The organism is Dysgonomonas mossii (assembly GCF_004569505.1).
Lineage (GTDB): Bacteria > Bacteroidota > Bacteroidia > Bacteroidales > Dysgonomonadaceae > Dysgonomonas.
In genome coordinates, this window is sequence record NZ_SPPK01000003.1 from 153489 (window position 1) to 178883 (window position 25395).

General features: G+C 38.4%; 18 protein-coding genes. 10 read left to right on the forward strand and 8 right to left on the reverse strand.

The window, feature by feature from the left end:
* Positions 1-60 precede the first annotated feature (60 nt).
* The 7 genes from gltX (at position 61) to E4T88_RS10650 (ending at position 7989) form a co-directional block, all read left to right on the forward strand.
* Complete coding sequence (gltX, locus tag E4T88_RS10620; protein ID WP_135105422.1) at positions 61-1575, forward strand: glutamate--tRNA ligase; 1515 nt, start codon at positions 61-63, stop codon at positions 1573-1575.
* Between the two features lie 7 nt (positions 1576-1582).
* Complete coding sequence (locus E4T88_RS10625) at positions 1583-2824, forward strand: 3-deoxy-D-manno-octulosonic acid transferase (RefSeq protein WP_135105423.1); 1242 nt, start codon at positions 1583-1585, stop codon at positions 2822-2824.
* Between the two features lie 76 nt (positions 2825-2900).
* Positions 2901-4997, forward strand: a complete 2097-nt coding sequence (locus E4T88_RS10630) for an HD family phosphohydrolase (RefSeq protein ID WP_135105424.1) — start codon at positions 2901-2903, stop codon at positions 4995-4997.
* Positions 4998-5038: 41 nt separating this feature from the next.
* Positions 5039-6226: a C1 family peptidase gene (locus tag E4T88_RS10635; protein WP_135105425.1), complete on the forward strand. Its 1188-nt coding sequence runs from the start codon at positions 5039-5041 to the stop codon at positions 6224-6226.
* 420 nt (positions 6227-6646) lie between these two features.
* On the forward strand, positions 6647-7018 hold the full coding sequence (locus tag E4T88_RS10640; RefSeq protein ID WP_228093879.1) for a DUF6249 domain-containing protein: 372 nt from the start codon (positions 6647-6649) through the stop codon (positions 7016-7018).
* A 2-nt stretch (positions 7019-7020) separates the two neighbouring features.
* Positions 7021-7578, forward strand: coding sequence for an RNA polymerase sigma factor (locus tag E4T88_RS10645; RefSeq protein ID WP_135105427.1), 558 nt, complete (start codon positions 7021-7023; stop codon positions 7576-7578).
* A gap of 21 nt (positions 7579-7599) precedes the next feature.
* Positions 7600-7989, forward strand: a complete 390-nt coding sequence (locus tag E4T88_RS10650; RefSeq protein ID WP_228093880.1) for a hypothetical protein — start codon at positions 7600-7602, stop codon at positions 7987-7989.
* Positions 7990-8087: 98 nt separating this feature from the next.
* Here the strand turns inward: E4T88_RS10650 and E4T88_RS10655 are convergent, their stop codons facing one another.
* The 4 genes from E4T88_RS10655 to E4T88_RS10670 are packed head-to-tail and all read right to left on the reverse strand — an operon-like array spanning position 8088 to position 11294.
* Positions 8088-9263 carry a M24 family metallopeptidase gene (locus E4T88_RS10655; protein ID WP_135105429.1) on the reverse strand — a complete coding sequence of 392 codons (1176 nt, stop codon included), beginning with the start codon at positions 9261-9263 and terminating at the stop codon, positions 8088-8090.
* Positions 9253-9846 carry a nicotinate (nicotinamide) nucleotide adenylyltransferase gene (gene nadD / locus E4T88_RS10660; protein WP_135105430.1) on the reverse strand — a complete coding sequence of 198 codons (594 nt, stop codon included), beginning with the start codon at positions 9844-9846 and terminating at the stop codon, positions 9253-9255. The genes E4T88_RS10655 and nadD overlap by 11 nt, the downstream gene beginning before the upstream one ends.
* On the reverse strand, positions 9843-10406 hold the full coding sequence (gene gmk / locus E4T88_RS10665; RefSeq protein WP_135105431.1) for a guanylate kinase: 564 nt from the start codon (positions 10404-10406) through the stop codon (positions 9843-9845). The genes nadD and gmk overlap by 4 nt, the downstream gene beginning before the upstream one ends.
* A 15-nt stretch (positions 10407-10421) precedes the next feature.
* Positions 10422-11294 (reverse strand): YicC/YloC family endoribonuclease, encoded by an 873-nt coding sequence (locus E4T88_RS10670; protein WP_135105432.1) that lies wholly within the window; start codon positions 11292-11294, stop codon positions 10422-10424.
* A 134-nt stretch (positions 11295-11428) separates the two neighbouring features.
* Here E4T88_RS10670 and E4T88_RS10675 point away from each other — a divergent pair, with 134 nt between their 5' ends.
* Together E4T88_RS10675 and E4T88_RS10680 are read left to right on the forward strand one after the other, a co-directional pair.
* Positions 11429-11788, forward strand: coding sequence for an arsenate reductase family protein (locus E4T88_RS10675; protein ID WP_135105433.1), 360 nt, complete (start codon positions 11429-11431; stop codon positions 11786-11788).
* Positions 11789-11795: 7 nt separating this feature from the next.
* Positions 11796-16337 carry a translocation/assembly module TamB domain-containing protein gene (locus tag E4T88_RS10680; RefSeq protein ID WP_135105434.1) on the forward strand — a complete coding sequence of 1514 codons (4542 nt, stop codon included), beginning with the start codon at positions 11796-11798 and terminating at the stop codon, positions 16335-16337.
* Between the two features lie 42 nt (positions 16338-16379).
* On the opposite strand, the gene uvrA is transcribed toward E4T88_RS10680, so the two are convergent.
* From uvrA to E4T88_RS10695, 3 genes are all read right to left on the reverse strand, one after another.
* Entirely contained in the window at positions 16380-19172 is a 2793-nt protein-coding gene (gene uvrA / locus E4T88_RS10685; protein WP_135105435.1) for an excinuclease ABC subunit UvrA, read from the reverse strand.
* A gap of 130 nt (positions 19173-19302) precedes the next feature.
* The gene (locus E4T88_RS10690) at positions 19303-19791 is read right to left on the reverse strand and encodes a DUF5004 domain-containing protein (RefSeq protein WP_135105436.1); all 489 of its coding nucleotides are present in this window, start codon (positions 19789-19791) and stop codon (positions 19303-19305) included.
* Between the two features lie 204 nt (positions 19792-19995).
* Positions 19996-20586: a bifunctional nuclease family protein gene (locus tag E4T88_RS10695; RefSeq protein WP_006841702.1), complete on the reverse strand. Its 591-nt coding sequence runs from the start codon at positions 20584-20586 to the stop codon at positions 19996-19998.
* Between the two features lie 220 nt (positions 20587-20806).
* Here E4T88_RS10695 and E4T88_RS10700 point away from each other — a divergent pair, with 220 nt between their 5' ends.
* Positions 20807-22600 carry a helix-turn-helix domain-containing protein gene (locus E4T88_RS10700; protein ID WP_135105437.1) on the forward strand — a complete coding sequence of 598 codons (1794 nt, stop codon included), beginning with the start codon at positions 20807-20809 and terminating at the stop codon, positions 22598-22600.
* A gap of 496 nt (positions 22601-23096) precedes the next feature.
* On the opposite strand, the gene E4T88_RS10705 is transcribed toward E4T88_RS10700, so the two are convergent.
* Positions 23097-25283, reverse strand: coding sequence for a glycoside hydrolase family 3 C-terminal domain-containing protein (locus E4T88_RS10705; RefSeq protein WP_228093898.1), 2187 nt, complete (start codon positions 25281-25283; stop codon positions 23097-23099).
* Positions 25284-25395 lie beyond the last annotated feature (112 nt).

The window sequence follows — 25395 nt, forward strand, 5'->3', positions numbered from 1 at the left end:
CTATTCTTACTATATTGCAATATTTTGTATAATTTTGTAGCCTCTTTAAAAAAATAAAGTATGTCTCAAAAAGTTAGGGTGCGTTTTGCACCGAGCCCGACCGGACCACTTCACATTGGCGGGGTACGTACGGCATTATATAATTATCTCTTTGCAAAAAAAAATAACGGCGATTTTATCCTTCGTATAGAAGATACCGATTCGCAACGTTTTGTGCCGGGTGCAGAAGAATATATCATCGAAGCTCTCACATGGTTGGGATTAAAGTTTGATGAAGGTACACATATTGGAGGTACTCATGCTCCATATAGGCAATCGGAGAGAAAAGAGATTTATAAAAAATATGTAGATATACTTATCCAAAAAGGAGCAGCTTATATTGCGTTTGATACTCCCGAAGAACTGACGGCTAAGCGTGAGGCTGTGAGTAACTTTCAGTACGATGCTTCTACACGGGTAGAGATGCGAAACTCGTTGACCCTCTCTCAAGAAGAAGTACAGTCACTCATAGATGCCGGCAATCAGTACGTAGTCCGATTCAAGATTGAAGCAGGGCAAGAAGTATTGGTGAATGACGTTATTCGTGGCGAAGTAAAATATAACTCATCGGTACTCGACGATAAGGTTCTTTATAAATCGGCAGATCATTTGCCTACATATCATTTGGCGAATATCGTAGATGATCACCTGATGGAGATAACACACGTTATCCGTGGCGAAGAATGGTTGCCTTCAGCTCCTTTGCATGTATTATTGTATAAGGCTTTTGGCTGGGAAGATTCTATGCCTCAATTTGCACACCTTCCGCTTTTGCTGAAGCCCGAAGGAAATGGAAAATTGAGCAAGCGTGATGGCGACCGTCTAGGCTTTCCTGTTTTTCCATTAGAATGGAAAGACCCGCAGAGTGGTGAGATTTCGTCAGGCTACCGTGAAAGTGGCTACCTGCCCGAAGCTGTAATCAATTTCCTTGCTCTTCTGGGATGGAATCCGGGTAATGATCAGGAAATAATGTCGATGGAAGAACTTATTCAACTTTTTGCATTGGAAAAATGTAGTAAGAGCGGAGCCAAATTTGATTACGAAAAAGGAAAATGGTTCAACCACCAATATATCCAATTAAGACCAAATAGCGAGATAGCCGCAATTTTTTACCCTATATTGCAAGATAAAGGGATAGAATGTCCGTTACAATATATAGAAACAGTTGTCGGTCTGGTAAAAGAACGAGTAAGTTTCGTAAAAGAATTGTGGGATCAGGCTTCTTTCTTCTTTGTGGCTCCAACTGCCTATGATGAGAAGGTTGTGAAGAAACGTTGGAAAGAAGAGTCGCCGTCTCAATTGAGCGAGCTGGCAGAAGTTCTGAAAGGAATTGGAGACTTCTCTTCTCACAATCAGGAAGAAATAGTGAAAGGCTGGATTGAATCGAAAGGCTATCATCTCGGCAATATAATGAATGCATTCCGTCTGGCTGTTGTAGGGGAGTCGAAAGGCCCTCATATGTTTGATATTACGGCAACTATTGGAAAAGAAGAAACAATAGCCCGACTTGAAAAGGCAATCTTAAATATTAAATAACAAGAAGATGTTGTTTTTTTACAATTTTGCTATATATCTATATGCGTTGATTGTCCGTCTTATTTCTCCTTTCCACAAGAAAGCCAGAAAGATGATTATAGGGCACAAGCAAACTTATCGGATATTGAGGCAGAACATAGATGCAAATGCTGAATATATTTGGTTTCATGCTGCTTCTTTAGGCGAGTTTGAGCAAGGTCGTCCGATTATGGAAGAGTTGAAAAGAACACACCCTGAATATAAGATATTGCTTACATTTTTTTCTCCTTCGGGCTACGAAGTAAGGAAAGATTATCCGCTGGCAGATGTGGTTTGCTATTTGCCTTTTGATAAGAAACGGAATGTAAAGCGTTTCTTGAAGATTGTTCAGCCAAAGATGGCGATATTTATAAAATATGAATTCTGGTACAATTTTGTAAATCAGCTTTATAAAAGGAATATTCCGGTGTACATGGTTTCAGCGATCTTTCGTCCCAATCAGATATTCTTCCGTTGGTATGGAAGCGATATGCGCAAGTTGCTGAAAAAATATACATGTATATGCGTGCAGGATGAAAACTCCCGGAAACTGTTATCAAATATAGGTATCACAAATGTTGAAGTTTGTGGCGATACCCGTTTCGATAGAGTATTGGATATTCAAAAACAGGCCAAGCAACTTCCTATAGCCGAGGCTTTCGAGAAGAAAGCCAAGTCTGAGAATGAGAAGATATTTGTTGCCGGAAGTACCTGGCCAAAGGATGAGGATATACTGATCCCATACTTTAATATGACTACAGACCTTAAATTGATAATAGCTCCGCACGAGATTGATGAAGCCCACTTGAAGTACATCGAAAGCAACCTGCAACGTCCTCATATCCGCTATTCGAAGGCAACGCCCGGAATGATGGCAGACTATGACTGTTTGATTATTGATAATTTCGGACTCCTTTCGTCTATATATAGCTACGGACAAGTAGCATACGTAGGAGGAGGGTTTGGTGTTGGTATACATAACATATTAGAAGCTGCGGTTTACGATTTACCTGTGATATTTGGCCCGAATTTTAAAAAGTTTCGTGAAGCTCAGCAAATGATAGAATGTGGAGGAGGTTACTCGATTTCTGATTATCAGGCATTCCGTGGTTTGATGGATGAGTTCCTTCAGTATGACGGAACACTGAATGCTGCCGGGTTACATGCCGGTAATTATGTACGCTCCAATGCCGGGGTTGTGAAACGTGTAATGGCGGTAATCAATCTTTAGAGGCTTCGATTTTGGCCTGTATCTTTTCTTAGAATAAAAATAATCTTGTAGATTTGTAATTTAAACCATAGTTTTTATGGCAAAAATCGACTATTATATCAGCAAGATAAAGATACCTACATCTGTCTTGTTCATCGCTGCAATCATTATTATTGTATATTTTTTACCGCGCGAGGGTAAATATAAATACAGTTATGAAGATAATCGGCCATGGCAATACGGCTTGCTTACAGCACCCTTTAAGTTTCATATACATAAGTCTGATGCACAGATACAAGAAGAGAAAGATAGCATCATGCAGACTTATCAGCCCTATTATCTGGCAGATGCGACAATCGAGAAAAAAGCAATATCTCAGGTTGTTCAGGATGCCAGGGCAAGAAGTATTCCGGAGGATTATATAACCTATATAAACAGGAAGTTTACAGAAATATACAAAGCCGGAGTGATCTCTGCCGAAGATTATGAGCGTATTCAGCAACTGAATAAAAAGCAATTAATACTTCGCAGCGAAACAGCAAACAAAATTGCTGCAACCAGGCATATTGCATCGTTTTATACACCACGCCAAGCATACGAAAAGATCATTGATGACGCTCCTGCCCATATTGATATAGGACGTCTTAAAACTTTTAATCTCAACAATTATCTGATAGCTAATATTATATACGATGAGAGAATGTCGTTGGGTATCAAGAATGATATGCTGCAACAGGTTTCTTTGTATGACGGAGAAGTACAATATGGCGAAAAGATTATAGATAGGGGAGAGATCGTAGATGCGCGCCTCAAAAATATTCTCGATTCTTACATTAAAGAAGCAGAAGGAAAGGTAGGAACAAAGTCTAAACCGGGATGGCTTATCATGGGAGAGTTGGTTATGATCACACTCTTTGTAATGGCTCTGATGATTTATCTCCGTTTCTATCGTATTGAGGAGTACAGAAATAAAAAGAATGTCATCTTTATGTTGCTTATGGTTGTTATTTTCCCGGTGATAACGGGAATAATGGGCGACTCGAAGATGTTTACTCTGATGTATGTCATTCCTTTTGCGATACCTACCATTCTCATACGTACATTTATAGACTCGCGTACAGCTATTACCACACATACCATTACAATATTGATCTGTGCCATTATGTTTCCTCTGGCTCAGATGGCTCAGTTTATCACAGTTCAGATGTTGGTCGGGTATATGTGTATCTTTAGCTTGCGGAATCTTTCTGAACGTTCCCAGCTGGTTGTATGCGCCCTTCTGATACTCCTTACATATATTGTGTCGTTTACGGGCTGGATTTTATGTACCGAAGGAGATATAGCATTGATAAAAGAAAATTCGAGGGTGTATATTTATTTCTGTATCAACTTTGTATTTGTCACCTTCGCTTATCTGCTAGTTTATGTTTGCGAAAGAGTCTTTGGCTTTATGTCGGAGGTGAGTATGATAGAACTCTCAAATACAAACAGACCTCTTCTACAGCAACTTTCGGAGGTTGCTCCGGGTACATTCCAACATTCTATGCAGGTATCTACATTGGTGGTTGCCGCTGCGCATCGTATCGGGGCTAATGCTACGCTGGTGCGTACAGGAGCTTTGTATCATGATATAGGTAAAATGGTAAATCCGATTTTCTTTACCGAGAATCAGGTTGAAGGGATCGATCCACATGCCGGACTGACAGAAAAAGAGAGTGCCCGCATTATAATAGATCATGTGGCTGAAGGGGTAAGAATAGCTAAAAAGAATAACTTGCCGCAACAGATAATAGATTTCATAGAAACTCACCACGGTAAAGGGAAAGCAAAATACTTCTATAATTCGTATGTAAATAATCATCCAGACGAAATCGTTGATGAGGAAGATTTTACTTATCCTGGACCAAATCCGTTTACGCGCGAAACCGCTATTCTTATGATGGCTGATACGGTGGAAGCTGCATCGAGAAGCCTTAAGGAGAATACGAAAGAAGCTATTACCGAATTGGTAAACCGTCTTATAGATTCTCAGCTGAGTGATGGTTTGTTCAAGAATGCCCCGATTACCTTTAAGGATATAGAACAGGTGAAAGAAGTGTTTTGCGACAAGTTGGTCAGCATGCGTCACTTACGTGTTGCCTATCCCGAGCTGAAGAGGGATGAGAATAAAGTAACCCGAGAAATAGAACAATAATGTGCTCAATTTTAAATAAATTTTTAATCCATTCACTTGTTATGAGAAAATTACTTATTTTGCCTTTATTCCTGCTTATCAATCTGATTGTTTTTGCTCAGGAAGAAAACACAGCGTATCAGTTCACTGTGGTGAAACAAAACCCGATAACATCGATCAAAAATCAAGGGAATAGCGGAACTTGCTGGAGTTTTTCGGGAGTAGCTTTTCTTGAATCTGAGCTTCTTAAAATGAACAAAGGAGATCACGATCTTTCTGAGATGTATATTGTTCGTCGTAATTATGCCGATAAAGCGGATAAGTATGTAAGAGTAGGAGGTAATCTAAACTTTGCACAAGGTGGTGCATTTGCCGATGTTGTAGAAACTTTAGATGAATACGGCGTAGTTCCTAATGAAGTGTATGCCGGTCTTAACTATGGTGAGACTATTCATAATCATGGTGAATTGGAAGCTGCATTGAGTGGCTATGTAAAAGGAATTGCCGACAAGAAATCAAGCCGCATTTCTCCGGTATGGGGTGTTGGTTTCAACAGTGTTTTGGATGCTTATCTGGGTGCTGTACCAAAAGAATTCCAATACAAAGGCAAAACATATACTCCGCAGTCTTTAGCTCAATCTTTAGGGCTTACAAGCAAAAATTATGTGTCTATCACTTCATTCACACATCATCCGTTCTATGCTCCGTTTGCTATAGAAATACCTGACAACTGGCGCTGGGCTCTGTCGTATAATGTACCTATGGATGAAATGATACAAGTAATAGACAATGCAATAAATAACGGTTACACTGTGGCATGGGCTTCGGATGTAAGCGAAATCGGATTTACCCGCAATGGTATCGCTGTTATCCCCGATGATGAGGCTCCTGAAAACATTGGTTCAGATCAGGCTCATTGGTTAGGATTGTCAAAAAGCGAAAAAACTACCCGTTTGAAAGCAAAAGTAGATCAAGGTCCGGTAAAAGAAAAGGTGGTTACACAAGAAATGCGTCAGGCTGCATTTGATAGCCAAGAAACTACCGACGATCATGGTATGCAAATATTCGGGATTGTAAAAGATCAGAATGGTACAAAATATTATCTTGTGAAAAACTCATGGGGTGAAGCAGGGAAATATAAAGGAATATGGTATGCTTCAGAAACATTTGTGAAGTACAAAACAACAAATATAATGGTTAACAAGACTGCTGTTCCAGCTGCTCTTGCCAAAAAACTAAATCTGAACTAATAGATTTCTATTATATAGTATATAGCCGTGGGAGGTTTTCTCCTGCGGCTATTTATTTTTAGGTGGAGTAATTCTAAATTTCTTTTAGTATTTGCTTAATAGCTACAAAGAGAATAATATAAAATTGTCTTATATTGTATTCTCTTTTTTAGTGTGTAGAAAGTGACAGGTACAAAACATATCAAAAAGTGTCACTTTTGTCACCTTTTTATTGTTTATTTGGTGTTATATTTTTAGTTATCAGATATTTGTGTGCATTTTTGTGATTTGTTTTATTGTCACCTTTTGTGTAGGAAAATATAGAGATAAAGGTTAAAATAACGATTTCAGAAAAATATTACATAAAATCTGTAACCACATGAGACTATGTGTAGTCATATATTCGAAAACAGATTATTAACAACAAAAAATAGAAATATCATGGGTGAATTAGTACCAATAATTGCAATTTTATGTGCAGTAGGATTGCCGGTCGTTTTAGGTGGAATGGTTCTTTTAAAACTTTTATCATCAGATAAGAAAGTTCGTATGGAATTGGCGAAACAAGGGATTATACCTCCGCCCGAAGTAAAAACAGCTCCGAACAAATACAGATCTCTTCGCAATGGTTTTCTGTGTGTCGGAATCGCTATCGGGTTGGCTTTAGGGGTTTTCATCGCACCAAGCTTTGCTCTTTCTTTAGATTTTCAATATCTTGTAATAAGTAGTAGCGTGCTGTTGTTCCTTGGTCTTGCTTACGTTGTGTTTTACTTGGTGGTGAAAGACAAAAAAGAATTTGAAGACGCTGAATAAGGATGGATGAAAAGCAACTTATACACAAAGTCCTGAAGGGAGATACGTCTGCCTTCGGGTATTTTGTAGACACATATCAGGATATGGCTATAACTATAGCCTATCGTGTGTGTGGTAACAGGCAGGATGCAGAAGATATTGTGCAGAATGCTTTTGTTAAGGCTTTTCATAATTTGCATACATTTAGAGCTGACAGTAAGTTTTCGACTTGGTTCTACAGAATTGTTTATAATACGGCAATTACAGAAACCCGTAATACGGTTTACAATACAGAGTTTGTTGATTATAAACAGATTGATTTGGATAATTCTTTCTCGGATTGGGATACAATGTCTCAGGTAGAGGATAACGAGAGGAAGGCTATTGTAAATGAGGCTATGGATAAGATGCCTAGAGATGAAGGGCTTTTGCTCACATTATACTATCTGGAAGATAACTCGGTGAAAGAAATAGCACAAATAACCGGGCTGACGGATGTAAATGTGAAAGTGAAGATGCATAGGGCACGAAAGCGTTTCGCAGATATTCTGGAACAGATGATGCGGTACGAAACCTCTTAGAGATATTAAAATATGGAATTGATGAATAATAATAAAAAATATAAATACAACGATATGAATATGCAGGATGATAAAATAAGAGAGCTTCTTTCGGGCACTAGAATGAAAGCAAGCGACAATCTTAAATACAGGATCATGCATCAGATAGAAGCCGAAAGAGCATTAATGCATGAGAAGTCTAAAGTGCAAAGCTCAAGCCCTTTCATCGGGAATATGTTTGCCATTTTTGGTGTGATGTATGCCCTGATTGCGATAGTTGCTTTAGTAGTCTATTTTGCAGCAGGGAAAGATGCTTTGCAGTCTGCCATGTTTTTTGCTCCTATATTGCTAATCGCTTCTGCTTGTGGCATGTTCGGATTTATTTCGGTATATGACGATCGGCGCAGGAGTAAGCATAAAGCTGTGAGCTGATAGTAGTGAAGGTGTGAGATAAAAAATGGGCTTAAAGCATTTGCTCTAAGCCCTATATATATTTAAATAGAGGAGGAAGTCGGCGTAACTAATCGTGATTAAAGTTCTATAATTTCTTCTTCCAATATTGTCAACTTCTCAAGGCCATCTTGAGTTACCAAGTATGTGTTTTCAATACCTACAGCTCCTACTTCAGGGATTACGAATTTAGGTTCGAGGGCAAAAACAATGTTTGGTTCCAGCAATTCTTTCGAACGAGGGGTTAGTACGGGAGGCTCATTGATCTCCAATCCTACACCGTGACCAACAAATTTAGCTTGCTGTTTTGTTCCCATAAAGTAAGGTTCCAGATTGTTCTTAACCACTGCTTCCATCGCGATATTGTATAACTCGGCACAGCTTACGCCGGGCTTTGCGATGTCCATTACCTTATTGCTGATTTCTATAGAGACCTGATGTGCGCGGTAAGCCAAATCAAGAGTCTTACCTACAGAGAACACACGCGTCATATCTGTCATCCATGGGGTGTAGTTTCCGGCCATATCTACCATAATGGTATTCCCTTTCTTTATCTTTTGACCCGACGCACCTAAAGGTAAAATGGGGCTTGTTCCGGCTCCGCCAAGAGCAAAGTCGAAAGGAGATGGGGCTTCTGCATTTTCTCCTGTAAGAAGGCTGCCCATGTAGATATCCATGTTTTCACCGTAGCTACGGAAAAGTCCTAATGATCCGTGCAAGCGCATCAGACGTTCTATTTCTATCTGAAACCCTATGTCCGTCATGCCGTCTTTATAAACAGAAGGGATCATCTTGTAAACGGCTTCATGCTTGCGGGCGCAAAGTCTTACTTGCTCCAACTCGAATTCGGTTTTTACACTGCGTACTTTACGCATCAGGGTAGATGCATTGGCAGCTTCCTTTAGACTGAATGTATTCAGTAAACGGCTGCATTCACCGAAGGAAATCACATCTGTTTCAATCAAGACGGATTGAGGAATAGAGCGTCCGAGATTCTTTAGCTCATCAGTTATCTGTTCGGGTTTGCGGATATAGATCGTATTATCGAAACTGACATCTTCGGGGCGCTTTACGAAATGTACCGGTTGTCCTTCTATCGGTAAATAGTAGTAACCATTATATACCATTCCGGTCATGTAGAATACATTTACGGCAGTAGTCAATATACAGCCTTCAATATTCATCGACTGCATGGTACTTTGCAAGCGTTGTTGACGAATCAGTAAGTCTTTCGATAAATCTTCCTTATAGCTCATTTTTATAGTGTTTATATAGTCCTTTTTCTATAATATAGTCATATACGTTTTCTGTAAGAAAAGGACGCATGTTCTTACCAGCCTCTATACCCTCACGTATGAAGGTAGATGATACTTCTATGATTGGCGAGTCTAACGCTTCTACCTTTTGCTTTAGCCTATCGGGTATTTTTATCCGGAAGCCTAAGCGAGGATATATCTTAAGCTTATAATTCTCCAGAATCTTATCCGTTTCATGCCAGCTTTCGAAAATAGCCCAATTGTCGGCTCCAATAACGAGCGTGAAGTCATGCTCGGGATACTTTCCTTTCAAAGCATCCAGTGTATTGATTGTATATGATGGTTTGGGCAGATCGAACTCGAAGTCACTCGCCTTTATTTTGGGATATCCTTCTAAAGCCAGCTTCGTCATTTCTAAGCGTACATATTTATCCGAGAGATCATCCTCCGATTTTAAAGGATTAAGAGGGCTTACTAGCAGCCAGACTTCTTCTATATCGGTATATTCTACAATGTAGTTTGCCAGAATAAGATGCCCTACGTGAATAGGGTTGAATGAGCCGGAGAATATGCCTATCTTCATGTTGCAAGAAATTCTTTTACTACTTTTAATGCTTTTGCCTTTGCCTCTTCCAGATTGTCATTCTTGATAATGACATCAAAGTGAGAAGCGAAGGTCATTTCATATTCTGCTTTTGCTACCCGTGCCTCTATTATCTCGGGAGAATCGGTTCCTCTGCTTATCAGTCGGTTGCGTAATTCACTGATAGATGGCGGTTCTACAAATATAGACAGCGCCTTCTCTCCGTAGTATTTCTTTATGTTACATCCTCCTACCACATCGACATCGAAGATTACATTGCCGCCATTATCAAAGATTCTTTGGACTTCGGCTTTTAGCGTTCCATAGAATTTATCTTTGTATACTTCTTCGTATTCAAGGAATTCGTTATTCTCAATTTTCTGACGAAACTCTTCGGGTGTATGAAAGTAATATTCTACTCCATGTTTTTCTTCTCCGCGAGGCAAACGGCTTGTGGCCGAGATAGAAAACCGGAGGTTTAAATTTTGCGAAAGCAAGTAGTTTACAATAGTTGATTTGCCTGCACCCGAAGGAGCCGAAAAGATGATTAATTTGCCCATTCTATCGCTTATTCCTTACAATACGTTCAACACCTGCTCTTTTATTTGCTCGAGCTCATCTTTCATTTTCACAACAACCTGCTGCATCTCGGCATGGTTCGATTTTGAGCCCATCGTGTTTACTTCACGTCCTATTTCCTGAGCGATAAAACCAAGCTTTTTACCTTGTCCTGATCCTGATGTCATTGTTTCCAGAAAATATTTAAGGTGGTTGTTCAAACGATTCTTTTCTTCGTTTATATCAAGCTTTTCGATATAATAAATCATCTCCTGTTCGAAACGGTTTTTATCATAATCGAAATCCTCTATTTTTTGTAGGGCTTCTGATATACGACCTTTTATTTTGTCTACACGTTCTGCTTCGAACGGTTCTATATCGGTCAGAAGGGTTTTTATGTTAGATATTTTTTCTTCGAATAGCTTCTGAAGCATTGCGCCTTCCTGCTTACGGAATGCATGCAACTGATCAATTGCTTCGCTGATAACATTCGATACCATAAGCCATTCTTCTTCATCTACTTCCTGTGCTTCATACTTCAACACGTCAGGTAAACGTAGCAAGACCTGAAACCAATCTTGAGGAACAGCAACTCCCAATTTCTCGCAAGATTCTTTGATCTGATTATAATATCCTTCTATGATACTTTGATTGATCTGTGTAGCAGTTTCGCTGCCTATGTTTTCTATATATATGAGAAAATCTACCTTTCCTCGCTCTAGTTGGCGAGATAGTAGATTGCGGATTTCCATTTCGTGCTCTTTATACAGATTTGGTAAACGTACCGATAAATCGAGTTGTTTACTATTTAAGGATTTTACTTCAACAGTAATTTTCCTTTTATGAAGTTCAGCAGTTGATTTGCCAAAACCAGTCATTGATTGTATCATGCTGTAATTTTTAATTTTAGGTACAAAAATACACAAATTATTACGTGAGAAGTCAACTTTAGCTAATTAAACTACGTTATTCATCCGTAAACTTTTATTTTTGTATATTGTTCAAATATAAAATGACATATACAATGACAACAACACTCTTTTTACAATACCCTAAATGCAGTACTTGCCAAAAAGCCGCTAAATGGCTTAAAGAAAATAATGTAGAAGTAAATAGCAGAGACATTACCAAAGAAAACCCGTCGAAGGCAGAATTGTCTGAATGGATAAAGAAAAGCGGACTTCCTATTTCCAGATTTTTCAATACTTCAGGGAGGATCTATAAAGAGAATAATCTCAAAGATAAGGTGAAATCAGCATCGCAAGAAGAATTAATAGACATACTATCTTCTGACGGAATGGTAGTAAAACGTCCGATTGTAGTAGGAAAAGATTTTGTTTTGGTCGGATTTAATGAGGAAGAATGGATTCAGAAGCTGAAATAAAATAAGTATGGAGGAAATAGACCAGAATACTCATATAAAGGAAGAATTACCGAAGAAGAAAAGCTTGATAAAGAAGTTTTTTAAAATTCTGATGTATATAGTTCTATCGCTGATAGGACTTAATATTCTTCTTTATGTACTTCTTTCTATTCCTTTTGTTCAGCAGAAAGTTGCTAACTATGCGGTAGATATTCTAAAAAATACACTCAAAACAGAAGTTTCCATCGATGAAGTTCGCCTTAGCCTGTTCAATCATGCAACCCTAAATGGCATATATATAGAAGATCAGGCAAAAGACACATTGCTCTATGCCAAACACTTGGATGTAAAGCTAAGTCCGTGGCAATTAATTAAGAGCAATACACTAGCCATTACAAGTATAAGCCTCGATGATTTTCTTATCAACGTTAATAAAAAGGATAGTGTTAGCGATTTCAATTTTCAGTTTATTATAGATGCTTTTTCGGGAGATACGGTTAAGGCAGATACAACAAAAAGTACACTGAAGATTGTCATCACGGATGTTGATATAAAAAATGGCAGGCTGAATTATGATGTTCTTTCCGACTCGGTAACGCCCCACCTATTCAATGCTTCTCATATCTCATTATACGATCTGAATATTAATCTCGATCTGAATTCTATTGACCCTGATAGATTGGATATTGCATTAAATAATCTTTCGGCGAAAGAAATGACCGGTCTTGAAATTAAAACGCTGGAGGGACAGCTCTATTCGGATAAATCGCAACTTTGGGTAGATAATTTATCTTTAAACCTACCTAATTCGCATCTCAGAGCCGATAAAGTGAGGTATAACTTATCCACGTCCGAATTTGAAGTTCAAACAGAGAGTGCTGAGATATCTCCGATTGACTTATTGTCTTTTCTTCCTCAGTTGAAGTTTCTAAAGAATAATATTATTCTCTCTACGACTATTAAAGGAACATTACCTGCCGTAAATGTTGAAAATATAAATATTGCTTATGGCAATGATGCATTATTAGAAGCAAAGGCTTCAATCTCAAATTATGAGAGATATGGAAGTGCCGATATTTTCCTTTCGATCGATAAATTCAAGGCTTCTACCTCGGCTGTCACTTCTTTTGCGAGAGTTGGAGATTCTACTTTTATAGCTCCTGACATATTCAGGGAGCTTGGAGATCTTTACCTGAAAGGAAATGTAAAGGGACAATTGAGCAAGTTTAAGCTAGATGCTGAGGCTTGGTGTCGTCAGGGAGCTATCACGGCGAAGGCAAGCGGAGGAGCAGATAGTATATTTTCACGCTTCAATGTTGCTGCAACATTAAATACCCAGAACTTCAATCTAGGCAAATTGCTGGGAGATACTTTGGGGTTGAAGCGTTTATCTGCTAAGATAGATGTGAGAGCAAGACAGGCAGAAAAAGGGCCACTGGTAGCACAGCTGCAAGGTGAAATTGCATCTATACAGTATGGAAAAGATACTTATCGAAATATTCCTTTCGATGCTTATTATAATGCTTCAGAAATGGGAGCATCGGCAAATATAAATTCTCCCGTAGGGAAAGTATATGCAAAGGCAAGTATGACCCAAGCACGAGTGCCCGACATTAATCTGAGACTGAAAGTAGACACCCTGCATATCGATCGCTTCTATAAAGATGAAAACTGGGTTAATCCACGTTTATCCCTTGTGCTGGAAGGAAGTATGAAAGGGTTGGATATAGATCAGATGGAGGGAAAAGCTGTAATTGACAGTCTTAATCTGTACGATGCTAATTTTAATTTCAAGCCTGGAAAGTTTACATTGGAAATGGGTAAAAGGACAGAGAATGATAAATTTATAAAACTGACATCTTCTCTTCTTACCGCTAATATTGATGGACAATATAAATTCACGTCTCTTTCGGACGAGTTTTCTGAATTGATGAATAAGTACCTTCCGGCAGTTTTCCCAAAAGTAAGAAGGGTAAAAAAAGATCAGAATAATTTCACTTTCAATCTAACGGCGAATAACACCGAAGAACTGGGTCGGATATTATCACTGCCTGTTGATGTTATTGAACCTGCAAGCATAAGCGGGAGGATAAATACAATAGATAATGTAATCACCGCCAAAGGAAATATTCCATATGTCAAATTTGGAGAATATGATATAAAAAGTACGACCATTGATGTAATTAATCTTGACTCTGCTTTTAATATTTCCGCCGGAAGTGACATTCTTATGCAAAAAGGTATGTATTCATTGGCCTTAAATGTCAGGGGGGCAAATAATGTAATGCGTTCTGTGGTCAATGTAATGAGTGATAAAACGAATATAGATATTGGCGGGAAAGTAGATGTATTAGCACAGTTTAGCAGAGATGACAAGAATGAATTACTCTCTTATCTGAAGGTCAGCCCGTCTGATATAATGATAGATAAGCTGGCTCTAAATCTACTTCCGGCAGAAGTCTGGAATAAAGGAGAGCGTACCGAAGTTCACAATTTGGGAATAGGTGTCAACAAGAAAAAATACATCGGATTGAACGGAGTTATTTCCAAAGAAGTAGGGGATAGCTTGAATATTGATTTCAACCATGCTGAGATAGGGGAATTGTTAGAAGCATTTGACATAAAAAATATCCGAGGATGTATACATGGAAATGTACTGATGACAAAAATGCTTGATCAACCTGAACTCTATACACGTAATCTGGAAATAGGAGATATTGTAATATTCGCAGATACCTTGGGAACAATGACTGTAGATAGCCATTGGAGTGATAGCTACGGAGGGGTAAGGTTAGATGCTATATTGGCAAAAGGAGATAAAACTTTTGCCGAGGTAGATGGTACAGTATATACCAATCAGGATTCTCTCGATTTGCAAGTCAGAATGCAGCAAATGCCACTCAGATGGATGCAGCCATTTGTTGCCGATATGCTAAACAAGATAGATGGAAGTATCAGCACCAATCTGATGATAGAAGGATCGACTAAAGCTCCTAAAGTTCGGGGATTTCTCGGGTTTAACGATACTCAGATAGGAGTGGATTATACGAATGTAGTTTATACCATATCCGATACTATACGTGTTAGTCCCGATAAGATAGGGTTTGATAATCTTACCTTAAAAGATAGTCGAGGAAATACGGCTAATGTAAATGCTACGTTAACTCACAAGAATTTTGGAGATATGAAGTATCAGCTTGATATGCGGATGGATAAGCTGATGGTACTAGATACCGAGCATCGCACAGACAGCTTGTTTTATGGGCGGGTTTTTGCATCCGGGCAGGTGAAAATAACTGGTGATGAAAAGAATATAAATTTGGATATGCAGATAAAGAATGATAAAAATTCAACTCTGAATATTCTATTGCCTCAGCGATCAGAAGCTTCTGATTACAAGAGTATTGTTTATATAAATGTTCCCGAAGAAAGATTGAAAAACACGATTGGTAATATCGTGAAAGACGCCCCTCTTCCTATTAAGTTGAGAGTCAGGCTCGATGTGACGCCGGATATTAATCTGGGGATAGTTATTGATCCGCTTACAGGAGATCAAATGCATGCCAAAGGAGCAGGACGAATAGATTTTACATATGATATGCAGAGTGAAAATATGTTTGCGTATGGAGACTATACACTGAGTGACGGCTCTGTTCGGCTAAATCTGCAAGGAATAAAAAAGCTTGACTTTAAGATACAGGATGGTAGTAAGCTCAACTTTACAGGAGATCCTTTGAAGACGAAGTTTAATATAACCGCTTATCGGAGAGTAAGAGCCAACTTGAATACTTTGGACAATAGCTTTGCCCTTAATGGAAGCACAACCAAGGTAGATGTTGATTGTATTCTTAAAATAACGGGCAATATAGATAAGATGGATGTGTCTTATAATATTAGCCTTCCGGGTGCTGATGACGACACAAGACAGAGGATAAACAGCTTGATTAGTACCGATGAGCAAAGGGTGCGACAGTTTGCGTCCTTAGTTGCCACGGGATCATTCTATTCAAGTATGGGAAATAGTGGTGTTAACTTCACAAATAGCTTGTGGTCGTCACTTGCTTCCAGTACCCTTTCGGCAGGATTGACGGCATTGGTGGGTAACATGCTGGGCGATAAGTGGCAAATAGGGGCCAATGTAGAATCTGATGACGGCTCATTATCGAATATGGACATGAGTGTGAATCTTTCTCGTAAATTCTTGGACGATAGATTGACCTTTAATACAAACTTGGGAATGCGTACAGATCATGCAACATCTGCTGACAATTCTTTTATTGGCGACTTTGATTTAGAATATCAATTAAGCTCTTTGTGGACTCTCAAGGCGTATAGCCATATGAATAATCAGTTTTATCGTCAAGCACCTACTACGCAAGGGGTAGGGATAGAGTACAGTAAAGAGGCTGCAACATTGAAGCGCTTGTTCCAATCTTTCAAGCCGAGAAGGCGTAGGGTACAGCAGCAACAGATAGAAAATGGAGCCGCACAAACACCATTGCCCAGCGATTCGACACAGGTAAAAGTAGAACAGCAACCTATTATAAATGAACAAAAAAAGAAACAGTAAATAAACTATTTACTGTTTCTTTTTTATGATATATATGTTTTATTATTGGTTCAATTTTTCTTTCAAGAAGCGACCTGTATAAGATTCTTTGCATTCAACCACTTGTTCGGGTGTGCCTTCGCAAACAATGTTTCCACCGTCTTTTCCTCCTTCAGGGCCAATATCAATGATATGATCGGCATATTTAATTACATCCATGTTGTGTTCTATAATCACTATTGTATGCCCTCTTTTAATCATAGAATCGAAGGCTTTCAGTAATGTTTTTATATCATGGAAGTGAAGACCTGTGGTTGGCTCGTCAAAAATAAAGAAAGTCGGTTCCGGCTTCTCATCGGCTAAATGGAACGCAAGCTTTACCCGCTGATTTTCTCCTCCCGACAGAGAGGAAGAAGACTGACCTAGTTTGACATAACCTAGACCCACGTCTTGTAGCGGTTTCAGGCGTTTCACTATTTTCTTTTCGGTATTGCCTTTTCCCCCTTCAAAGAATTCGATCGCCTGATCGATTGTCATTTCCAATACCTCATAGATATTTACGCCTCTGTATTGTACATCGAGTATATCCTGTTTAAATCTTCGTCCTTTACATACTTCACATTCGAGCATGACATCTGCCATGAATTGCATCTCTACCAGAATCTTGCCTTCACCGGCACACTCTTCGCACCTTCCCCCCTCTACATTGAAAGAGAAATAAGCGGGAGTAAAATGCATCTGTTTGGCAAGCGGTTGCTCGGCAAAGAGTTTTCGTATTTCATCGTAAGCCTTGATATATGTAACCGGATTTGAACGAGACGAACGGCCAATCGGGTTTTGATCGACCATTTCGATTTCTTTTATCAAGTTGAGATCACCTTCCAGTCCATTGTATTGTACGATTTGGTCTCCTTTTCCTTTATAATGACGCTCTAATGCTGTATAGAGCACATCCGTAACCAGCGATGATTTTCCTGAGCCACTCACCCCTGTTATTACGGTCATTACATTCAAAGGAAACTTTACATTGATATTTTTAAGGTTGTTTTGTCGTGCCCCTTTCACTTCAATGTAATTGTTCCATTTACGGCGAATTTTCGGAACTTCTATTTTCTCTTCTCCATTCAGATAGCGTACCGTATAGCTGTCGGTATGCTTGCGAAGTCCATCGACATCTCCTTGATATACGACTTCTCCTCCCAGGCGTCCTGCCTTAGGGCCTATGTCTATTATATAGTCTGCTGCACGTATTATTTCTTCATCATGCTCCACTACTACCACTGTATTGCCGATGGCTTTTAGTTCTTGCAGGACGTTAATCAACAGGTCTGTATCTCTGGAATGCAAGCCGATACTTGGCTCATCTAATATATATAACGAGCCCACAAGGCTGCTGCCGAGAGATGTTGCTAAATTGATACGTTGGCTCTCTCCGCCTGACAATGAATTCGAAAGACGGTTCAAGGTAAGATAGCCCAGTCCTACATTAACGAGGTACTGAACTCGTACATTTATATCAGTCAATAGGCGTTTGGCAATTGCAGCGTCTGTTTCGTCCAATTCTAAGTTCTGGAAAAACTCTTGTAATTCTGTAATAGGCATCAGAACCAAATCAGCGATTGTCTTTCCTGCCACTTTTACATACAGAGCTTGAGGTTTTAGCCGTGCTCCTTTACACGAAGGGCATGTAGTTTTTCCACGATAGCGAGCCAGCATAACACGATATTGAATCTTGTACTGGTTTTCTTCAACCATCTGAAAAAATGCGTCAATCCCATGTAGTCCTATAGTACCGTGCCACAATAGGTCTTTTTCTTTATCCGATAGTTCAAAGTAAGGTCTGTGTATGGGAAAATCATAGCGGGCTGCAGATTGGATGAACTCCTTTTTCCATTCGCTCATTTTTTCACCTTTCCAGCATACGACAGCATCTTCATAAACAGACAAGCCTTTGTTGGGGATAACCAGATCTTCGTCAATACCCATTACTTTTCCAAATCCTTCGCATACAGGACAAGCACCTACAGGACTGTTGAAGCTAAACATCAGATCGCTGGGTTCTTCAAATTGAATTCCATCAGCTTCGAAATGTTTAGAAAAATTGAACATTTGGATTTTATCACCCGTATAAAAGCGGACGATACAATCCCCTTCTCCTTCGTAAAAAGCTGTTTCTATGGATTCCGAAAAACGACTGATATTGGCAGAATCTTTATCACATGTAAGGCGGTCGATCAGAAGAAGCAGATTATCCGGGTTTAATTCTTTCTTTGAGGCTATTAAATCTTCTATCCGCTCAAATTGACCTGAGATTTCAACTCTGGAGAATCCTTCTTTGAGTAATATCTCCAACTGTTCGGTCAGTGTTCTGTCGTTCCGAAGGATTATCTTAGTCAATATGGCTAAACGGGTATCTTCGGGGAAGGAGAGCATCTTTTCTACAATGTCGCTTACCTGATGCTTTTTCACCACTTCGCCTGATACCGGAGATACGGTCTTTCCGATGCGGGCAAATAGTAATCGCAGGTATTCGTATATTTCTGTAGATGTCCCTACTGTTGAGCGGGGATTGCGTGCACTCACTCGTTGTTCGATGGCTATCGCAGGTGGAATCCCTTTAATATAGTCACTTTCGGGTTTGTTCATCCTGCCAAGAAACTGACGGGCGTATGACGATAGGCTCTCTACATAACGGCGTTGTCCCTCCGCATAGAGTGTATCAAATGCCAAAGAAGATTTTCCTGAACCCGAAACACCTGTGATAACAATAAATTTATTTCGAGGGATTTCGACATCTATATTTTTTAGGTTGTTAACCCTTGCTCCTTTTATGAAAATATTTTTTTCTGCTGCCATAGTTCTAAAAAATGGATACAAAAATACGAAAAATTAAGCGCATATTTATACTCATTACAAACTTTGACATAAAAGGAAAAAGCCATCCTTTTTTAGAGAATGGCTTTTTACAATATTGACAAACAGCTTTTTATTTTGTTATCTTGCTGAATGTATCAACTCGTATGGCTTTCTTGATATCGGCTTTGTCTATTTCCAGTTTTTCCGCAACCTTTTCTTTTACATCTTCCGAAGCAATAATATCAGTGTTTTTATAAGATAATGCTTGTAAACTTTGCTCATGCTTCAGTGTTAGGATATTATCTTTCAATGTGTATTTACCTTCTATTTCTACCATTTCCTTGTTGATAGCTATCTTGGCTTTGAATGTGCTGTCGAGTTTGAATGCATATACATTATTTGCAGCATCATTCATTTCTTTAATCGCAGCTACTACTTTTTCTTTTATCTCCGGCTTAGTAACCTCTACTTCGGCATCCGTTTTTGTATGTTTCCATGTGCCGGAAATCACAGATACATCATTACCGTTGTCTTTATTGTCGTCATCGCTACACGACATAGCACCAAAACTAAAAATAGAAGCGCACAAAGCTAATCCTAGAATCTTTCTAAGTTTCATAATTTATTTCTTTATAATTAACAAATAATTTTTTACTCAAAGAGTGATATCAACCTCTAAAAAGAAACCTCCGGATTTGTTTCTTTTAAAAAGATGATCGGGACACGCTTTTCGTTGCATAAGCGAATCCTTATAAAACTTAAAAAAGGTTTAGGTTATGGAAATAATGGGTGTAGCGTATTTATTATAAGCTAATTGCGAAAATTACTTAGGGTCATCTTTTTTCTTAAGTAATTCGTCTCGGAGCAAGGATGCCAGTTCGTAGTCTTCTCCGTCAATAGCATCTTTAAGAAGGCTCTCCAATTCTTCTTCGTTTAATAAGGAATAATCCAGTGCCAAATTATCTTTTTCGTTTTCCGACGCATTATCTTCCGACGTATTGTCATCAAATACAACCGCCTGTTCTTGCATAATAATTTCGGAGGTATATACCGGTGATTTGGTTCTTAAGGCAATTGCTATTGCGTCCGATGTTCGTGATTCTATTTCTATTATTTCTGTTCCCTGGCGCAGTATCATTTTAGAGAAAAATACACCATCTTCATATTTGTAAATATTCACCTCGAGCAGTAGAATACCAAGCTGTGCCAATAAAGTCTGAAAGAGATCATGTGTTAATGGACGAGGAGGGATTGACCCCTGTAGTTTGAAAGCGATAGATTGGGCTTCAGGTGTTCCTATAACGATCATTAAGCGGCGTAACCCATCTTCTTCAGCCAATACTAGTCCATACGTTCCGGATTGAGACTGGTTGAAAGAAAAGCCAAGCACAGATAGTTTTATTTTGTTTTCCATTTATATTTCAAAATTATATATTTATTTCATTACTTTGATACAAAGCCCCGTTGTTTTAAAACATTTTACTTTCAGAATATCTCTAGATTCTATTTTTTTGAGATTTTCTTATGTTAATAGCAAAATTTATTTTATTTTGCATTGATTTTGGTATATAACAAAATAATAAGACAATAACACAAATTAAGAGGTGCCCTATAAACTTATAAACTACACAAGGATGAGAAGACTATTTCTGATTCTTTTCTTCTTATTAGCAGTATCTACCGTCAATGCTTTTAGCATAGACAGTATATACGTGAAACAATACAACAGAGTGCACTACTTCTGCTCTGATTCTGTTTTCTATAAATTAGCTCATCATGGATTTATTAAAAGCGTGGATGACTTGTCGGATTATTATGAGGATATATTTAATTATCTTCCTTTAGACAAACAGCTTAAGGAAATATCAAGGGTAAGGCAAGATGCAAAGAAGTATAATTCATCAGAGTTGGATATAGAAGCAGACTATATGTATGCTTTAGTTTTACCCGTGGGTGAAAATAATGATATCTCTTACAAAATAGCCAAAATGGAAGAGGTTGTTAAAAAGGCAGAGAGACAAAACAATATGGTAATGAAAATTAGGGCGATGGAAGCCATATTTAATATATACTGGAAGTCTTCTTTATATGCTAAAGCCTTTGCCCAAACTTACGTTATAGACGAACAACTAAAAAATATCACCGGTGAAGAATATCCCGGAAGAGGGTATGCTTATTATCAAATAGGAAGGGCATATTACTTTTTTCGTAACTATGATAAAGCTATCCCATATCTGCGGCAAGCTTTAAAGCCTCCAAAATATTATTTCGATCGTTCCAACTTGTTGGCACGAAATGCAATTGGCTCGTATTATAATTTGATTGGAAACATAGATTCGGCAGAGTATTATTTCAGATCGGCATATTTTAGTGTAGATAATGTAAAGCTGAAGCCGGTTATCGATGCGGTATCGCTTAGTAATATAGGAAAATGTTTGATTAGTAGAGGTAAGCCGGATGATGCAATCCCATATCTTCGTGCCGGACTAAACCGGATGCTCATGGATAATGATTATGAGCTGGCTTCTGATGTTAGTTTAGAATTAGCCAAAAGCTATCTTTTGAAGAATGATTTTAAAAAAACGAAGACCTTAATAGATTCTACTCAGCTATTTATACGAAGAACCGAAAACACAGATCTTTATCAATCATTGTATCCTCTGATGTGTTGTTATTATTCCAAAGTGGGAAATAAAGAGCTGGCACTTGCTTTTTTTGATTCCACGCTGATGATTAATAAATATTTTCAGGATAAGTATAGTAGCCTGATACTTCTAAAGGCTGAACAAGACTTATATGAGACCAAGGCTCGGGTAATGAATGAGGATATGAAAGCCAAGGAGGATGCTTTTAAATACAAAATATTCTATGGAAGCATAATTATGCTGATTATTTCGGTTGGGTTTATCTTTTCTATCGTATTGTATCATAGAAATAGGATGGCATATAGGGCTTTGGTATATAAAAATCAAGAGTGGGCAAGCGAGATGTTGCCTTATGCTTCTTATGAGTCCGCGGATGTATTACAGGAAGACGACAAATCAGAAGAAAAAGCAATAGAAGAGGAGCAACCTACACAAGAAGATGTTGCTTTGATGAAAGAAGTACATGAACTAGTTTCGAAAGAAAAGATTTTTAAAAATGCTGATTTGACTTTAGATTTAATGGCTAAACAAATGAGTATAAATAGAAATTATTTATCGAAAGCAATTAACCAAACTACAGGGAAGAATTTTAATACTTATATCAACGAATATAGAGTAAAAGAAGCTATAAAGATTTTATCAAATGAAAAGTCTGATGTCATTTCTATTGATGCTATAGCCTTTGATGTCGGGTTTAATAACCGCACATCTTTTTATCAATCCTTTAAGAAAATAACGGGACTTTCTCCCTCTGACTTTAGAAGTAATAAACCAACTGTATAAACTTCTAAAGGTCTGTCTAATAATCTTATATTTGATTGTAAGTTGTTGTTTGTTATGTGTTTATATATCTTGTGGTAAGGAATTATAAATATTAACCAATGTGTTGAATTTATCACTTACCTTTGATATTATTAAATTCCATAACAGAGGTCCCAACCTTAGTTAATTGAATTATTATTCTCAATTACACAACACACTTTACAAAACAAATTCAGTATGAGGGGCAAATCGAAAAAGATTTTGCCCTTTCATTTTTTTAGAGGTAATATGATGCGTTTGTATACATGTGCTTAAGCTTTTTATGTAAATTCCCGACATACTTTGATAATTAGGATTATATGGTAAAATGTGAGGACAATCTGTAAATATTTATAAATACTTATATTTATTATGTTTATTACTAGTGTTTTATTTGATGGCAGGGTTCTGCGTGCTTTTATACAAAAAAAAAGCACAGATCATTTGACCTGTGCCTTCCTGTTTTTATGTAAGGATTTTATTTTAGTTTAAATCCTACCTTCGATTTTATATCTGTTGAAGATGCACCGATGATTGCTTCAAAGTCACCATTTTCGGCAACCCAGTCATGTTTATCCGCATCAAAGAAGCTTAGGGCTGACTTGTCAATCGTGAAAGTCACCGTTTTTTCTTCTCCTGCTTTCAGGTTTATTTTTTCAAAACCTTTCAACTCTTTTACAGGGCGGGGAAGGGATGATTTCAGATCGCTTATATACAACTGAACTATTTCTGCACCGTCTCTGCTCCCTGTATTTTTTACATTTACAGAGAATGTGATTTTTCCATCTGCTGTCATTTCTTTCTTATCGGCAGATACTTTTCCGTACTCGAAAGTAGTATAGCTAAGTCCGTGTCCGAAAGGGAATAAAGGTTTAATTTTTTCCTTATCGATCCAACGGTATCCCACGAAGATACTTTCTTTATAAGTAGCTTCTTTGTTTACACCCGGATAGTCGCCTAGCTTATGAGCTCCGTTGTCTTCGAGCTTCACAGGGAATGTGAAAGGCAGTTTTCCCGAAGGGTTTGCATCACCTGTAAGAATTGAAGCCAAAGCCGTACCTGATTCAGTACCGTTATACCATGTTTGAACAATAGCCGGAACTTCGTTTATCCAAGGCATTGCTACAGCATTACCCGAGATATTTACAACAACAAAGTTTTTGTTTGCCTTTGCCAGTTCTGAAATTACTTTATCCTGACCATAAGAGAGACTCAATGATTCGCGGTCATTGCCTTCACTATCCTGTCTGTCACTTTTGTTTAATCCTCCGATAAATATAACCAAATCAACGTTCTTGGCAAGGCTTGTTGCTTCTGCTATCAATTCGCTTGCTGAGCGTGAGTCGTGAAGGTCTCTCTTTAGCTTTACGCCGTTGTATTCGCTTGTAGGGTCACCTACATAGCCACGAGCATATATAACTTCCGCTTGTGTTCCCACACGATTGATTATTCCGTCCAACGGAGAAATTTCATATCTAGCTTTTAATGAAGAGCTACCTCCTCCTACTGTCATTGGTTTAATTGCGTTTTCTCCAACTATGAGTATTTTCTTCGTTTTATTCAGATCGATTGGTAATACACCGTTGTTGTTCTTCAACAATACAATTCCTTCTTCTGCTATTTTGCGTCCTGCCGCTGCATGCTCCGGTGTTCCAAAAGAGCCCCAAGGACGTTTTGTGTTCATTGTAGTACGGAATGAAAGACGAAGAATATTGCGAACTTTTTTGTCTACTTCTTCTACCTTTACTTCTCCCGATTGTAATAGTTTCAAGAATGGTTTTGCCAGGTAATAATTGTCATAGGCATTGCTTGCCCCTTCGCTCAGTCCATCAGTCCACGAACCGAATTCCATATCCAGGCCATGATAAATAGCTTCCTTTGTGCTGTTTACTCCACCCCAGTCGGATACAACCACTCCATCAAAGCCCCATTCTCCTCGTAAAATGTCATTCAGTAAATATTGATTGTGGCAAGCCCATTGTCCTTTATATCTGTTGTATGCACCCATTATAGCCCAAGCTTTTCCTTCTTGTACAGCCGCTTTGAAAGCCGGAAGGTATATCTCGTATAGTGCACGATCATCTACATTTACATTTACTGTATGACGATCTATCTCCTGATTGTTGAGAGCATAATGTTTTACACATGCTGCGACTCCATTGGCCTGTACTCCCTGTATATAAGGCACTACCATATGTGAAGCCAGATAAGGATCTTCTCCCATATACTCGAAGTTTCTTCCATTGAGTGGCGTACGGTAGATATTTACTCCCGGACCAAGTAGTATATTCTTGTTACGATATCGAGCTTCTTCTCCGATGCTTTTTCCATACAGCGCAGACATATCTTTACTCCATGTTGCAGCCAGACATGTAAGAGCCGGAAAAGCGATACACGAATCGTTAGTCCATCCGGCCTGATCCCACTCATCCCACAAAACTTCGGGGCGAATACCGTGAGGACCATCTGTTGCCCAATTCTCAGGAATGCCTAAACGGGGAACTCCTGCCGAACTGAATTTAGATTGTGCATGGCACATGGCGACTTTTTCTTCCAGAGTCATTCTGGAAAGCGCATCTTCAACTCGTTGTTCAATAGGTTTTGTTTCATCTAAATAGATAGGCGTTTTGTTTTGCCCTATCATATTTAAGCTTATAGCTCCCATGATTAGGATGCCTAACAGCGTTTTTCCTCTTTTCAGCATAAGTATGTAATTAATAATTTAGTATTTTCTTCTTTTTGCAAAAATTGGTCGCAAATATAATCTTTTTATTATT